This window comes from Nonomuraea sp. NPDC050786 (assembly GCF_040654115.1).
In the GTDB taxonomy this organism is placed as follows: Bacteria; Actinomycetota; Actinomycetes; order Streptosporangiales; family Streptosporangiaceae; genus Nonomuraea.
On the sequence record NZ_JBFAHJ010000003.1, the window covers coordinates 1 to 13,931 of the forward strand.

Here is a 13,931-nt window from a genome sequence, read left to right on the forward strand (position 1 = left end):
GCCGGGCTGCGCATCACCGACATCTGATCCGGAAAGTCACAGCCAGCCCGCGTCCTCGGCGATGCGGATGGCGTCGATCTTGTTGCGGGCTCCCGCGCATGAGCAGCCCGTCGGGGACGGCCCGCCCGCCCGTTGTGGGACAGACCGGCCTCGGTGATGAGCTTGCCGGCCAAAAAGCTCTTCGGCGATGCGGGTGATGGTGGGCCAGGTCAGGCCGGTGAGCGTGGCGAGCTCGGTGCGGGAGATGGGACCCGCGCACAAATAGGGAGACGCCTCTGGCCGCCCCGGCGAGGGGCCGCCACGACCGCCGTGGCTCTGGTCCTAGGATTTCTGGTATGGCAATTTGCGAACATCTTTCCGAGACGGGCGACCCGGCGCCGAAGACGCCAGAGGGCTGCGAGGAGTGCCTGGCGATCGGCGGCCGCTGGGTGCACCTGCGGCGCTGCCTGGAGTGCGGCCACATCGGCTGCTGCGACTCCTCGCCGGGCAAGCACGCCACCAAGCACTTCCACGACACGAGCCACCCGGTGGTCCAGTCGTACGAACGCGGCGAGGACTGGCGGTGGTGCTTCGTCGACAGCCAGATGGGCTAACGCTCCAGGATCGCCTCTTCGAAGTCGAGCTCGCTCATCACGTCGCGGAGCACCTCGTCGTCGAGGCGGCGCTCGTCGCGCAGGCGCACGAACACCTGCCGCTCCGCCTGGAGCATGTCACGGCGCAGGCGGCGGTAGAGCGCGCTGGGGGTCTCCGCGCCGCCCGGCCCGCTACCGCCGCCCAGGCGCTCCCAGGCGGTCAGCGAGCGGCGCCATGACTTCTCCCTGAGCTGGTCGATGACCTGCTTCTGGATTTCGTCGGGCTCGCCTGCCTCGCGCACCAGCCGGTCCAGCTCCGCGAGGCCCGCCTCCAGCGCGGCCTGCTGGGCCGCCGCCTCGGCCAGGCGGTCCTCGTACTGCTCCCGCGCGCTCGACACGCCCAGCCGCCTGATCAGCGGGGGGAACGTGGTGCCCTGGATGAGCAGGGTGCCGATCACGGTCGTGAACGTCAGGAAGAGCAGCATCGCGCGGTCCTGCTCGGCGACCCTCGGATCGATGGCGAACGCCGCCGCCAGCGACACCACGCCCCGCATGCCGGCCCAGCCGAGAATCACCGTCTGCTGCGCGGTCGGCTGCGCATGGCCCTTGCGCACCAGCTTGATCAGGTACGTCACCGCGAACACCCAGACGAACCTGCTGGCGATCGTCACCGCCAGCACGACGGCCGCGTACCCGGCGACGGCCCACGGGCTGTAGCCGGAGATGCCCTGGACCACGGTCGCGAGCTGCAGCCCGATCAGGGCGAAGACGATCGTCTCGAGGAAGAAGTCGGTGACCTTCCACACCGCGTCGGACACCAGCCGCGTCCCGAACCCCTGCAGGTGCATGCGGTTGCCCAGGTAGAGGCCCACGATCACCACGGCGATCACACCGGAGGCGTGCACCGACTCCGCCGCGAGGTAGGCGGCGAACGGGATGAGCAGCATCAGCGTGTTCTCGACCAGCGAGTCGCGCGTGTGCCGGAAGAGCCAGGCCAGCACGAACGCCAGCACCAGCCCGATCGCCACGCCGACCGCCGCGGAGTACAGGAACTGGCCGACGCTGTGCCACAGGTCCACGGTCCCGCCGACGGCGGCCCCGATGGCCACCCGGTACGCCGTCAGCGCCGTGGCGTCGTTGAACAGGCTCTCCCCCACCAGGATCGTCAGCGTCCTGCGCGGCAGGCCCAGCCGCCGGCCGACCGCGACGGCGGCCACGGCGTCGGGCGGCGCGATGATGGCGCCCAGCGCGAACGCCAGCGCCAGCGGCAGGGCGGGGAGCATCAGGTGGACGACCATCCCGACGACGGCCGTGGTGAACAGCACGAGCCCGATCGACAGCAGCCCCACGGCCCGCTTGACCTCGCGCAGGCTCAGGTAGGAGCTGTCGAGCGCGGCGGAGTAGAGCAGCGGGGGCAGGAAGACGTACAGCACCAGCTCCGGCTGCAGCGGCACCGACGGCACCAGCGGCGAGACCAGCAGCCCCGCCGCCACCAGCAGCAACGGGGCCGGCCAGCCCTTGCGCCGCGCCACCGCCGCGACGCCGATGGCGCCACCGGCCAGCAGCAGCAGTTGCAGGCCCATGCTCGGATTCACCGGCGCTCCTTCTGCCTCGGCCCGATCGCCTCGCCAGGAGCGTACCTGCCGGTGCTCAGGAGTGTGTCACCACTCCCTGCGGTCGCTCCGCTCGTGGTAGTCCGGCTGCTGCTCGGGACGCAGGCGCTCGCCCGTGGAGAACATGGGGTCCCCGACGTAGGGGCGGGACAGCGGGTCGCCCTGCGAGGGCTCCGGCCGCCCCATGGCGAGCAGCGGGTCCACGGGGTTCGGCTGGCTCTGCTGCTGGTAGGAGGCGTAGTCGTCGCGGACGGGCTGCGGCGCGGAGCGGCGCCTGCCCGCGCCGGGGATGCCGTGCATGGGGGTGCCCAGTCCCGCGGCGCCCGGGACCTGCTGCGGCTGCTGGTACGCCTCGGGCCGCCGGGCGTAGGGGTCGGAGGGGTACGGGTCGTTCGCGAACGGGTCGGCGCGGTGCTGGGCCGCCTGGTGGGGAGCGGCGGCCTGGGAGGGGAAGCCGAGCGGGTCGGTGCTCAGCGGCGACGGGCCGCGCTGCTCGCCGGGCATCTGGTAGACGGGGCCGGTGTCGGAGTACTGCGGGCCGGCGAAGGGCTCGGGCTGGGCGGCGTACTGGGGCGGGTCGGCGGTGTACTGCGGGCCGCTGAACGGATCGCCGGTGTACTGGGGACCGCTGAAGGGGTCGCCGGTGTACCGCTGCTGGGGGCCGGTGCTGTCGACGTACTGGGGCCCGGTGAAGGGGTTGCGCTCGCCGTAGGCCGGATTCTCCCGGGAGGGCTCGCCGTAGGCCGGAGCCGCCTCCCTGGGCGGTTCGCCGTACGCCGGGGGCATGCTGTCCCGGGGCGCCGTGGTCTCGCTGTACGAGGCCACCAGCTTGTCCTGGTGGGCGGAGGGAGCGCCCCTGGCCACGAGGACGTCGTTGGGCGAAAGAGCGGCCGTGGGCCGGTCGTCGGGCTGGTGCTGCGGCTGGTGCTGCTGCGGCGGCGGCGAGGCCTGCTGGGGCGGCCGGTGGTACTGGCCGGTGCCCGGGATGACCTCGGTGCCCGGGTCGTGCGCGGGCACGGCGGGCTGCTCGCCCGTGGCCTCCGCGAACCCCTCGTCGAGCGTGTCGAGCAGGCGGCCGACGTCCTCCATCGGCATACGGAAGCTCGCTGTGCACATCTCGCCGCGCCAGAGGCTGAGAACCAGCGTGCCCTCATGCCACGTGACACGGAGACACCGCTCCTGACCTCGTGCATCGAAGAACACTTCGCCGAACGACGGCAACGGGACAACTTCCGACATGGCAGACATACTGCTTTAACCAGCCTTTATCCGTCCACTCAACCCCGGAAAACCCTCTGGAAACCGGCCTTCCCTTCTACACCGGGAACCCCACTGGTCACAGACCGTGAAGAACTTTCTTCACCCAGCCGGAGTCCCGGTCGCCCAGTGTGCCATGGGAGCCGCCGGGAACGTCCGGGGAACGCCGGGATGCGTCTGGCCGATCACAGCGCGTTCGGCACGGCGACCCCGGAATGCGGGTAGCGTTTACTGCCGTGCCGGACTCCCATCTCCCGTCAGTGGACGAACTGCTCAAGGTCGCGGTAAACGCTCTCGGAGGGAGCGAACGGCAGGGCCAGCTCACCATGGTCCACGCCGTCCAGCAGGCCATCGACGACGAGAAGCACCTGGCGGTCCAGGCCGGCACGGGCACCGGGAAGTCGCTGGCCTACCTGGTGCCGTCGATCCGCCACGCGATGGAGAGCGACTCCCCCGTCGTGGTCTCCACGGCCACGATCGCGCTGCAGCGCCAGCTCGTCGACCGCGACCTGCCCCGGCTGGCCGAGACGCTGGGCAAGGAGCTGCCGCACGAGCCGACGTTCGCCATCCTCAAGGGCCGGCGCAACTACCTGTGCCGCTACAAGGCCACGGCGGGCTGGCCCGAGGAGGACGAGCAGGACCAGCTCTTCGACCCGCGCGAGGTGAGCGCGACCGGCCGCATGGTGCAGCGCATCCAGGAGTGGGCCGAGGAGACCGAGACCGGCGACCGCGACGAGCTGGTGCCGGGGGTGAGCGAGCAGGCCTGGCGGCAGTTCTCGGTGAGCGCGCAGGAGTGCCTGGGCGCCCAGCGCTGCCCGAGCGGCGCCGAGTGCTTCGCCGAGCTGGCCCGCGCCCGCGCGGGCGAGGTGGACGTCGTGGTGACCAACCACGCGCTGCTGGCCATCGACGCCATGGGCGACCTGCCGGTGCTGCCCGAGCACGAGGTCGTGGTCGTGGACGAGGCCCACGAGCTGGTCGACCGGGTGACGTCGGTGGTGACCGGCGAGCTGTCGGATCTCACCGTGTCGCTGGCGGTGCGCCGGGTGGGGCGGCTGATCGAGCAGGCGATCGCCGACCAGCTCCAGGAGGCGGGCGAGGACCTCAAGGCGCTGCTGGCCGCCGCGCCACCCGGGCGCATCGACGACCTGCCGCAGGTGCTCGCTCTCACGCTGGCCCTCGTACGCGACACCGCCTGGCGCTGCATCACGGCCCTGGGGCCGCGCGGCGCCGACAAGGACGACCCCGACAAGGCGGGGCAGCGCAAGGCCGCGTTCTCGACCCTGGACGAGGTGCACGACACGGCCGTGCGCATGCTGGAGGCGTACGGCCACGACTCGGAGGCCGACCGGGCCGAGGTGGTCTGGCTCGACGCCGGCACCGACCGTCGCCCGCCCACGCTGCGGGTCGCGCCCCTGACGGTCAGCGGGATGCTGCGCGACAAGCTGTTCGGCGAGCGCACGGTGATCCTCACCTCCGCCACGCTGGCCCTGGGCGGCACGTTCGACGGCCTCGCCGCGCAGTGGGGGCTGGGCGAGGGCAAGGGCTGGCAGGGCATCGACGTGGGCTCGCCGTTCGACCACCCGCGCGCGGGCATCCTGTACGTCGCCAAGCACCTGCCCCAGCCCGGCCGCGACGGACTTCCCGAGCAGTACCTGGACGAGATCGTCGAGCTGATCGAGGCGGCCGGCGGGCGCACGCTGGGCCTCTTCTCGTCGATGCGCGCGGCCAAGGCGGCCACGGAGGCGCTGCGCGAGCGGCTGGACGTGCCACTGCTGTGCCAGGGGGACGACTCGACGATGCTGCTGGTCAAGCAGTTCGCCGAGGACGAGCCGACGTGCCTGTTCGGCACGCTGTCGCTCTGGCAGGGCGTGGACGTGCCGGGGCCCTCGCTGCGCCTGGTCATCATCGACCGGGTGCCGTTCCCCCGCCCCGACGACCCGCTCACCTCGGCCCGTCAGCGCCACGTGGCGGCCAGGGGCGGCAACGGCTTCATGGCGGTCGCCGCCAACCACGCCGCCCTCCTCCTGGCCCAGGGGGCGGGGCGGCTGCTGCGGGCACAGAACGACAAGGGCGTCATCGCCGTCCTGGACCCCCGGCTCGCCACGGCCCGCTACAGCGGCTTCCTCCTGGGCTCCCTCCCCCCGTTCTGGCGCACCACGGACCCGGCCATCCCCAGGGCCGCCTTGAAGCGCCTGGCGGCAGAGTCGGCAGACTGACCTCACCCACCGCTCGGCATCGAGGGGCGGGATCACCGCGCTTCGGGGGCGCGTTGCGACGCGGGCCCGCCTCAAGGGCAGGCGGGGTGCGGCTCGCGCACGCCTCAAGGGCAGGCGGGGTGCGGCTCGCATCGAAGGCAGTGGCGAGCGCCTCACAGCGGAAACGTCGGTGGTGCGGGCGCGTCGCTGTGCGCCGTCGCTGTGCGGGCGCGTCACGAACGCGGGGTTCCCGGGCGCCGGTGCGGTGAGGAGGTGTGCGGTGGAGCTCGGCGCAACGCGTGCGGCGGGCAAGCCGGACGCACCACCCAGCCGGTCAAGAAGGCGCTCCGTAACGGCGCTGAGCCGGTGAAGGGTCAGAGGCCGTTTCCTGGAGGGCCATCAGCCGAAGTACGGCGGGTGGCCTGCCCGTGCGCAGCCGTACAAGATGAAAGGCGGCAACCCCGCACGAAGCCGCAGAGATCAGAACGGATTAAGGTCGGGGCGCTTGGGAGAGAGACCATCGCCCGAGGAGACGCCGCGGAGTCGGCGGGACATCCACGGCACCAGGTGCTCGCGGATCCACTGGGCGTCCTCGCGCCGCCGAGCCCGGGGATCCACGGCCTGCGGCGGCCAGTCCATGCGCCAGTCCTCGAACGGCACCCCCAGCACATCCAGCACCCGCGCCGCCACCAGCCGGTGCCCGTCCGCGTTCATGTGCAGCCGGTCCGCGCTCCACGCGCGCCAGTCGCGCAGCCCCTGCATCGACCACTGGTCCACCAGCCGGCACCCGTACAGGTCGGCGATGGAGCGGATGTGCAGGTAGAAGATTGCGAAGCGGCCGCGCAGCCGGCGCATCAGCGGCGTGTCGCGCGGGTCCACCCCCGTGAACAGCACCACGTCGGCGCCGCCGGCCCGCAGGTCGCGGACGGCGCGCGCGAGCTTCTTGGCCATCTCGTCGGGGTCGCTGCCCGGCCTGAGCAGGTCGTTGCCCCCGGCGCAGAAGCTGACCAGATCGGGCGCCATCTCGACCGCCAGCGGCACCTGCTCGGTGACGATCTGGTCGAGCAGCTTGCCGCGCACGGCCAGGTTGGCGTAGCGGAAGCCGGGCTCGTCGGCGGCGAGCCGTTCGGCCACCCGGTCCGCCCAGCCACGGTAGTGACCGTTCTGGCCGGGATCGTTCAGTCCTTCCGTGAAGCTGTCGCCGACGGCGACGAAGGACTTGTAGTGCCTCATGAGGTGGTGTTCATCTCCGCGATAGCGTGCAGCGCAAGAACGTATGACTGTAGTCCGAAGCCCGCGATCGTGCCCGTCGCCACCCCGGCGACGACCGAGTTATGGCGGAATTCTTCCCTGGCGGCGGGGTTGCTGATGTGCACCTCGACGAGCGGGGCCGTGCGCTGCTTGATGGCGTCGCGCAGGGCGTAGGAGTAGTGGGTGAACGCGGCCGGGTTGAGCACCACGGGGATGCGGCCGTCGGCCGCCTCGTGGATCCAGCCGATCAGCTCGGCCTCGTCGTCGGTCTGGCGCACCTCGACGTGCTCGCCGAGCTTCCTGCCCGTCTCGCGGCAGAGGGCGGCGAGGTCGTCGAACGTCTCCGCCCCGTACACGTCGGGCTCGCGGGTGCCGAGCCGGCGCAGGTTGGGCCCGTTGAGCACCAGGATCATGCCGAGATCTCCTTGTAGGCGGCTTCGAGCAGCTCTTCCGCGGGGCCTTCGAGCCGGCCCGGCCTGGCCAGGCCGTCGAGCACGACGAACCGCTGCTTGGCGCCGCGGTTCTTCTTGTCCAGCCGCATGTGGTCGCGCAGGGACCGCCAGGCGCCGGCGCGGTAGGTGATGGGCAGGCCGACGCCGGTGAGGATGGACCGGGTGCGCTCGACGAGGTCGGCGCGGCCGGAGAGCCTGGAGAGCTCGGCGGCGTAGACCATGCCGATGGCGACGGCCTCGCCGTGGCGGATGGCGTAGTGCTCCTCGCGTTCGATGGCGTGAGCGAGGGTGTGGCCGTAGTTGAGGATCTCGCGCAGGCCCGCCTCGCGCAGGTCGGCGCCCACGACGTCGGCCTTGACCTGGATCTTGCGCTCGATCAGCTCGCGGGTGTGCGGGCCGTCGGGCCTGGTGGCCGCCTCCGGGTCGGACTCGATCAGGCGGAGAATCTCCGGGTCGGCGATGAAGCCGCCCTTGATGATCTCGGCCAGGCCGGCCACGTAGTCGCGCTTCGGCATGCTCGCCAGCGTGGACAGCTCGCACAGCACCCCGGCGGGCGGCAGGAACGTGCCCACGAGGTTCTTGCCCTCGGGGGTGTCGATGCCGTTCTTGCCGCCGACCGCCGCGTCGACCATGGCCAGCAGCGTCGTCGGCACGAGCACGACCTGCACGCCGCGCAGCCACGTGCCCGCCACGAACCCGGCCAGGTCGGTCGTCGCGCCCCCGCCCACGCCCACCACGGCGTCGGAGCGGGTCACGCCGTGGCGGCCGAGTGCCGACCAGAGCCCGGCGGCCACCTCGACGGTCTTGGCCTGCTCGCCGTCGGGCACGGGCAGCTCGACCACCTCGTAGCCGGCCTCGCGCAGCGCCGCGAGGACCGGGCCGGAGATCTCCGGCAGGGTCTCGGGACGGATGACGGCGACGGTGCGCACGCCGGGCTTGAGCAGCGTGGTCAGCTCGGCCTGCACGCCGGTGCCGACCACCACGTCGTACGGGCTGTCACCGCGTACGGTGATCCGCGTGGCACTCATGACGGCAGCCCCTTGATGATCTCGTCGGCGAGCTCCTCGGGCTCACGCTTGTCGGTCACCACGGTGACCGCCGCCAGCCGCTCGTAGACCGGCCGCCGCTCCTCCATCAGCTTCTTCAGCTGGCTGCGCGGGTTGAGCACGAGCAGCGGCCTGGCGGAGGCGAGGCCGACCCGCTGGACCGCGTCCGAGAGCCCCACCTGCAGGTAGACCACGTGGTGGCCGTCGAGCAGGGCCTGCGTCTCCTCGTTGAGCACGGCGCCGCCGCCGAGCGAGAGGATGCCGTCGTGCTCGGCCAGCGCCCGGCGCACGGCCTCGTGCTCCAGCTCGCGGAAGCGGGCCTCGCCGTCCTCGACGAAGATGTCGGAGACGGGCTTGCCCGCCACGGCCTCCACGTCGGCGTCGGTGTCGCGGAACCCGACCCCGAGCCGCTCGGCGAGCAGCTGCCCGACTGTGGTCTTACCGGACCCAGGGGGACCGATCAGCACGGCCCTGCTCATTGTCGCTCACCACTCCTCATTCGCTCCGCGGAGTCCCTCCTTCGTGGGGCCTCCACTCCGCTCACTGCGTCGGGTTCGCTCCCGGTCATTTGATCACCATCGAAGACAGGTAGCCGGACAGGTTGCGGGCGACCTCCTCGACGGAGTCGCCGCCGAACTTCTCGAGCGCCGTGTCGGCCAGCACCAGCGCGACCATGGCCTCGGCCACGATGCCGGCGGCCGGGACGGCGCACACGTCGGAGCGCTCGTGGTGGGCCTTGGCCGCCTCACCGGTCTTGACGTCGATGGTGGCCAGCGCCCTGGGGACGGTGGAGATCGGCTTCATGGCGGCGCTGACGCGCAGGATCTCGCCGTTGGTCATGCCGCCCTCGACGCCGCCCGCGCGGTTGGTGATGCGTCGTACGCCGTCTTCCGTGGTGTACTCGATCTCGTCGTGAGCCTGGGAGCCGGGCCTGCGCGCGGTCTCGAAGCCGTCGCCGACCGCGACGCCCTTGATCGCCTGGATGCCCATGAGGGCGCCGGCGAGGCGGGAGTCGAGCCTGCGGTCCCAGTGCGTGTAGCTGCCCAGGCCGGGCGGGAGGCCGTATGCGAGGACCTCGACGACGCCGCCGAGCGTGTCGCCGTCCTTGTGGGCCTTGTCGATCACGGCGACCATCGCGGCGCTGCCGTCGGGGTCGGAGCACCGCACCGGGTCCTCGTCGATCCTGGCCAGGTCGCCGGGCCCCGGCAGCGTCTCGGACGGGCTCTTCGCGCCGCCGATCTCGGTGACGTGGCTGACGATGTCGACGCCCAGCGCCTGCTTGAGGAAGCGCCTGGCGACCTCGCCGAGCGCGACCCGGGCGGCCGTCTCGCGGGCACTGGCCCGGTCGAGCACCTGCCTGGCGTCGTCGAACCCGTACTTCTGCATGCCCGCCAGGTCGGCGTGGCCCGGGCGCGGGCGGGACCTGGGCGCGTTGCGCGCGAGGCCCTCCAGCTCGGCCGGGTCGACCGGGTCGGCCGCCATGACCTTCTCCCACTTGGGCCACTCGGTGTTGCCGATGCGGATGGCGACGGGGCTGCCCATCGTGCGGCCGTGGCGGACGCCGCCCACGATCGTGACCTCGTCCTGCTCGAACTTCATCCGCGCGCCTCGGCCGTAACCGAGCCTCCGGCGGCGCAGGGCCTCGTCGATGGCGGCCGTGGTCACCTCCACCCCGGCCGGGAGGCCTTCGAGGATGGCGACGAGTTCGGGGCCGTGGGACTCTCCGGCGGTCAACCAGCGCAACATGCGTACAAGTCTTCCACGTGCTGCCTAGTGAGATGTCCCGCGTTCACCAGCCGAGACAGAGTGTGGTGAACGCGCCCAGCAGCATGAAGGGCCCGAAGGGGAACTGGGTGTGCCTGGTGCCGCGCCTGGTCAGGAGGATCGCCAGGCCGTAGAGGGCGCCGAGCAGCTGCCCGCAGAAGGCCGCCACGATCCACGCCTGCCAGCCGAGCGCCCCGGCGGCCAGGCCGATGAGCCCGGCCAGCTTGACGTCCCCCAGCCCCATCGCCTCCGGCCTGATGAACCAGAGCACCCCGTACACCGCCGTCAGGGCCGCCGCGCCGGCCAGCGCCCTGGGCAGCTCTCCCGTCGGCGCCAGCGACAGGGCCATGACGGGGTACGCCGGGAGCGTGATCGCGTCGGGCAGCAGGAAGGTACGCCAGTCGATGACCGCCAGGGCGACGCCGATGAGGGCTCCCGTCACGTACGGCAGCCCGAACCGCCAGGCGACGAGCGCGGTCACGGCGGCGGTCACCACCTCCACGCCAGGAAACCACCCGGACAGGCGCGCCGGACCGTGGTCGTCGTAGTGGAGCGGGCTGTCGTCGTAGGAGTCGGCCAGCGCCCGAATGTAGCGTCCGCAGATCAGCCCGGCGAGCGCCATGAGTGCGACCACGAGCCGACCTTAATGCGCCGCTCCCGCGACCGGCGGCCGTATGGGAAGAGTCAGCGGGCCTTCTTGGAGAACCACCGGCGGCGCGGGGCGGGCTCGACCCGGGCCACGGTCACGCCGTCGAGCCGGTCGACGGTCCCCGACTCGACGGCCGCCAGCGCCTCCAGCACCGCTCCCTCGATCACGAACTGCACCGGCCCCGCCACGTCCACCACGACCGCCGCCGCCTGCTCCTGCACGGCCGCCTGGCACACCTGCAGCGCCGTGGCCTGGATCGGCCGGGCGTCGGGCCGCCACCTGGCCAGCGCGTCCGCGCCGGTGAAGGCGAGCACCGCCTGCCTGCCGTCCGCCCCGACGAGCTTGGGCAGCGCCATCTCGCTCTCCTTCTCCTGCCGCAGCCCGTGCGCGCCGACCTCGCTCTCGGTCAGCAACGCCACCACGGGCACCAGCAGCCTGGCCCCGCTGAGGGCGGTCAGCACGTCGGCGGCGTCGGCCGTGCCCGCCTGGTAGGAGGCGAGCGCGGCCGCGACGGCGGGCGCGGCGCTGCCGTCGTCGCTGGGATCGAGAGGTCGCGGGATGCTCGGCACGGCCCCGAGACTACCCGCGCCCGTCGCGGTCTCGGAGCCAGGCCCGGAGCGCCCGCACCCCCGCGGCGAGCACCGGAGGCACGGTGATCAGGATGGTCACCGCGTCACCGAGCCGCTCCCCCGCCGTGTCGAGCACCAGCCAGGCGACCAGCGGCATGAGCAGGCTCCAGGTCCGCACGTCGGACGCCAGCACCCATCGCAGGCAACGGAGGCCGGCTCGCCGCCCACCGCCCGCACCTGGCCGGTGGCGGCCGTCCGGCCGCCGCAGGGTCATCGCCAGCCGCGGCATCCCGCTGACCAGCTGCACGGCGAACCGTATCCTGGGCCACCTGCCCGGCAGCGTGTGCAGCTCTCCGAGCCACTCCTCCAGCCAGCGGGCCCGCCATTCGCGCGGCAGCAGGACGGCGCCCGCGGAGATGACGCCGAAGGAGGCCTGCATGCCGTCCCCGCCGGGGAGGTTGGCGATGGCCAGCCGTTCCAGCTCCTGTTCGAGCTGGCCCAGACCGAGCCGGCCGGCGACCGGCGCGAGAGTCTCCAGCGTCTGCCGGGCCGCGCGCCGGCGCTTCGGCTCGGGCAGCCAGCGCGCCGTCCGCAGGTTGTGCAGCCGGTCCGCCAGTTTGAGCATCAGGGCGCGCTCGCCCGTCTCGCTCGCCCAGATCACGGGCACCTGCCGGGGATCCCGCAACGCGGACATATCGCGTACCAGGCGCACGACGGGCTCGCCGAATTCACGCACCAGCTCCTGCTCCGGGCAGTCGGTGTCCTCCAGCACGTCGTGCAGCAGGGCCGCGCAGAGCACCTCGTGATCCATGCCCAGCTCGGCCAGGATCGCGGCGACGGCGACCGGGTGGGTGATGTAGGGCTCGCCGCTGCGCCGCCGCTGCCCGCGATGCCAGCGGGCGGCCGTCAGGTAGGCCCGCTCGACCATGCGCAGCCGCTCGCCGGTCAGCGTGTCGCCGGCGGCCTCCAGCAGCGGCTGGAGCGAGCCGTTCACAGCCGGCCCCCGGCCGGGTCCGGACGGTTCAGCCAGCCGGGCGCCTGCTGCCTGCGCGAGCGGTACGCCCGCGCGACGGCGTCACGCGCCTGCTCGGCCCCGTCCGCGGTGATGCGGTAGTAGCGACGGCGCGGACGTCCTTCCGCCACGTGCGTCTCCGGATCCTCCCACCGGCTCTCCACCCAGCCGACCTGCTCCAGTCGGGCCAGGATCGGGTAGACCGTCCCGCTCGGCAGCCCGGCCAGCTCGCACACCTCGAGCCCGTAGCGATCGTGCCCGGGGTCGTGGAGCAGGGCCCGCAGGACGGCCTGCGTCGGCATGGTCATCCGCAGGCTTCTCTTCATGTCTCGTACTCTACATAGCTAGGACAAGCCGAGTCCCTTGCGCTTCGGCGACATGCCCGTAGCCCGCTGATGCTGCCGGACCCGGCTATCCCAGGTCGGAGATGGCCGCCACCGGGCCGCCGCCCGAGGGGCCCTGGTGGACGGCGGCCACCGAGACGAAGACCGCCGGATCGCCCGTGACCGAGGCCGCCACCCCGCCGACCGCGGCCTTGATCTGCCGGTGCCAGTGCACGTCGGAGTCGTCCAGCATGATGTTGCGCCGTCCGCGTACCCGTCCTGACGGGTCGGCCTCGCACTTCATGAACACGTTCACCAGCCGCCCCCCGAGGTCCGAGGGGTGCGGGCGCTCCGGCAGCGGCAGGCCGGAGTCCCTGATGGCCGCCCAGATGCCGTCGGCGTCGAGGGCGTCCTTCATGACGCTGTGGCCGATCCGGTAGCGGCCGCCGATGCCGCGTACGTTGCCCACCAGCACGATCTGCGCCCGGTCCAGCTCCACCCCCGACGAGCACGAGGCCACGGACGAGTACAGCGACAGGTCCTTGTGGATCTGGTCGGCGCGCGGCATGTCGATCTCGCCCAGGGCGACGGCGATGCCGAGGGCGGTGGTCGAGTTGGACAGGTCCATGGAGGGGCCGGTCTCCTCGATGGCGGTGTCCTGGCCGCGGCTCCTGGCGTCGGTGATGGTGGCCAGGGTGAGCAGCGGCGTCTTGGTCTGTACGTAGTGGACGTCGCGCGGGTCGTCGATGCCCGCGATCTTCATGGCCTCGCGTACGCCTGCCGCGACCTTCTCCACCATGGCGGGCCTGCCGATGTCCTCGGGCAGGATCACCTCGCTCATCGCCACGCCCACCGACAGCCGCGGCTCGTCGGAGGCGGGAGCGTCGGCCGTGGTGGCGAAGACGGTGGCGTGCGGGCTGAGGATGCCGTCGGTGCCGCCGGACCACACCAGGGGCACGCTCTCCGGGGACGGATGTCCGTGCTCGGCCAGCACCTCGCGGAAGGCGCGGTCGGCGAGGATGCGGGTGTAGTCGTTCACGCCGCCGTTGCCCTCGGTCTTGCCGATGACGGCGAGCACCCGGTGCGCCTCGATCACCCCGTCGGCGATGAGCCGTGACAGGCCGGAGGCGTCGGTGACGCTCTCGATCGGCACCTTGCGCACTTCGATCGGGTCCGGCATGTGACGCCCCCTTCTCCGCTACCCGTCCCGCTGGGCGACGCTAGCCGA

General features: G+C 72.4%; 14 protein-coding genes. 2 read left to right on the forward strand and 12 right to left on the reverse strand.

Annotation, left to right across the window (positions count from 1 at the left end):
* Window positions 1-335: 335 nt before the first annotated feature.
* Entirely contained in the window at window positions 336-593 is a 258-nt protein-coding gene (locus tag AB0H84_RS07545; RefSeq protein ID WP_357599698.1) for a UBP-type zinc finger domain-containing protein, read from the forward strand.
* Here AB0H84_RS07545 and AB0H84_RS07550 read toward each other — a convergent pair.
* On the reverse strand, window positions 590-2,167 hold the full coding sequence (locus AB0H84_RS07550) for a Na+/H+ antiporter (RefSeq protein ID WP_357599701.1): 1,578 nt from the start codon (window positions 2,165-2,167) through the stop codon (window positions 590-592). The genes AB0H84_RS07545 and AB0H84_RS07550 overlap by 4 nt on opposite strands.
* A gap of 66 nt (window positions 2,168-2,233) precedes the next feature.
* Window positions 2,234-3,274, reverse strand: coding sequence for a hypothetical protein (locus AB0H84_RS07555; RefSeq protein ID WP_357599703.1), 1,041 nt, complete (start codon window positions 3,272-3,274; stop codon window positions 2,234-2,236).
* 383 nt (window positions 3,275-3,657) lie between these two features.
* Between AB0H84_RS07555 and AB0H84_RS07560 the strand changes: the two genes are divergently transcribed.
* Entirely contained in the window at window positions 3,658-5,658 is a 2,001-nt protein-coding gene (locus AB0H84_RS07560; RefSeq protein ID WP_357599704.1) for an ATP-dependent DNA helicase, read from the forward strand.
* 459 nt (window positions 5,659-6,117) lie between these two features.
* On the opposite strand, the gene AB0H84_RS07565 is transcribed toward AB0H84_RS07560, so the two are convergent.
* The 10 genes from AB0H84_RS07565 to AB0H84_RS07610 form a co-directional block, all read right to left on the reverse strand.
* Complete coding sequence (locus AB0H84_RS07565) at window positions 6,118-6,870, reverse strand: SGNH/GDSL hydrolase family protein (RefSeq protein ID WP_357599706.1); 753 nt, start codon at window positions 6,868-6,870, stop codon at window positions 6,118-6,120.
* Window positions 6,867-7,301, reverse strand: a complete 435-nt coding sequence (gene aroQ / locus AB0H84_RS07570) for a type II 3-dehydroquinate dehydratase (RefSeq protein WP_357599709.1) — start codon at window positions 7,299-7,301, stop codon at window positions 6,867-6,869. The genes AB0H84_RS07565 and aroQ overlap by 4 nt, the downstream gene beginning before the upstream one ends.
* A complete protein-coding gene (aroB, locus tag AB0H84_RS07575) occupies window positions 7,298-8,368 on the reverse strand; it encodes a 3-dehydroquinate synthase (RefSeq protein ID WP_357599712.1) in 1,071 nt (356 codons plus the stop codon). The genes aroQ and aroB overlap by 4 nt, the downstream gene beginning before the upstream one ends.
* Window positions 8,365-8,865 carry a shikimate kinase gene (locus AB0H84_RS07580; RefSeq protein WP_357599714.1) on the reverse strand — a complete coding sequence of 167 codons (501 nt, stop codon included), beginning with the start codon at window positions 8,863-8,865 and terminating at the stop codon, window positions 8,365-8,367. The genes aroB and AB0H84_RS07580 overlap by 4 nt, the downstream gene beginning before the upstream one ends.
* Window positions 8,866-8,950: 85 nt before the next feature.
* Window positions 8,951-10,132 (reverse strand): chorismate synthase, encoded by a 1,182-nt coding sequence (gene aroC / locus AB0H84_RS07585; RefSeq protein ID WP_357599717.1) that lies wholly within the window; start codon window positions 10,130-10,132, stop codon window positions 8,951-8,953.
* A gap of 43 nt (window positions 10,133-10,175) precedes the next feature.
* Window positions 10,176-10,784, reverse strand: coding sequence for an A24 family peptidase (locus AB0H84_RS07590; RefSeq protein WP_357599719.1), 609 nt, complete (start codon window positions 10,782-10,784; stop codon window positions 10,176-10,178).
* Window positions 10,785-10,834: 50 nt separating this feature from the next.
* Window positions 10,835-11,368 carry an SseB family protein gene (locus AB0H84_RS07595; protein WP_357599722.1) on the reverse strand — a complete coding sequence of 178 codons (534 nt, stop codon included), beginning with the start codon at window positions 11,366-11,368 and terminating at the stop codon, window positions 10,835-10,837.
* Between the two features lie 10 nt (window positions 11,369-11,378).
* Entirely contained in the window at window positions 11,379-12,362 is a 984-nt protein-coding gene (locus AB0H84_RS07600) for an HD domain-containing protein (protein ID WP_357599724.1), read from the reverse strand.
* A complete protein-coding gene (locus tag AB0H84_RS07605; protein ID WP_357599727.1) occupies window positions 12,359-12,706 on the reverse strand; it encodes a helix-turn-helix transcriptional regulator in 348 nt (115 codons plus the stop codon). Before AB0H84_RS07605 ends, AB0H84_RS07600 begins: the two co-directional genes overlap by 4 nt.
* An 85-nt stretch (window positions 12,707-12,791) precedes the next feature.
* Window positions 12,792-13,883, reverse strand: a complete 1,092-nt coding sequence (locus AB0H84_RS07610; protein ID WP_357599730.1) for a ring-opening amidohydrolase — start codon at window positions 13,881-13,883, stop codon at window positions 12,792-12,794.
* Between the last annotated feature and the right edge of the window lie 48 nt (window positions 13,884-13,931).

What these genes read in the sequence shown, in the direction of transcription:
- AB0H84_RS07545 (WP_357599698.1), top strand. Translation starts at nt 336, where the DNA reads ATGGCAATTTGCGAACATCTTTCCGAGACGGGCGACCCGGCGCCGAAG.
- AB0H84_RS07555 (WP_357599703.1), bottom strand. Translation starts at nt 3,274, where the DNA reads ATGGAGGACGTCGGCCGCCTGCTCGACACGCTCGACGAGGGGTTCGCG.
- AB0H84_RS07560 (WP_357599704.1), top strand. Translation starts at nt 3,658, where the DNA reads ATGCGGGTAGCGTTTACTGCCGTGCCGGACTCCCATCTCCCGTCAGTG.
- AB0H84_RS07565 (WP_357599706.1), bottom strand. Translation starts at nt 6,870, where the DNA reads ATGAGGCACTACAAGTCCTTCGTCGCCGTCGGCGACAGCTTCACGGAA.
- aroQ (WP_357599709.1), bottom strand. Translation starts at nt 7,301, where the DNA reads ATGATCCTGGTGCTCAACGGGCCCAACCTGCGCCGGCTCGGCACCCGC.
- aroB (WP_357599712.1), bottom strand. Translation starts at nt 8,368, where the DNA reads ATGAGTGCCACGCGGATCACCGTACGCGGTGACAGCCCGTACGACGTG.
- AB0H84_RS07580 (WP_357599714.1), bottom strand. Translation starts at nt 8,865, where the DNA reads ATGAGCAGGGCCGTGCTGATCGGTCCCCCTGGGTCCGGTAAGACCACA.
- aroC (WP_357599717.1), bottom strand. Translation starts at nt 10,132, where the DNA reads ATGTTGCGCTGGTTGACCGCCGGAGAGTCCCACGGCCCCGAACTCGTC.
- AB0H84_RS07605 (WP_357599727.1), bottom strand. Translation starts at nt 12,706, where the DNA reads ATGAAGAGAAGCCTGCGGATGACCATGCCGACGCAGGCCGTCCTGCGG.
- AB0H84_RS07610 (WP_357599730.1), bottom strand. Translation starts at nt 13,883, where the DNA reads ATGCCGGACCCGATCGAAGTGCGCAAGGTGCCGATCGAGAGCGTCACC.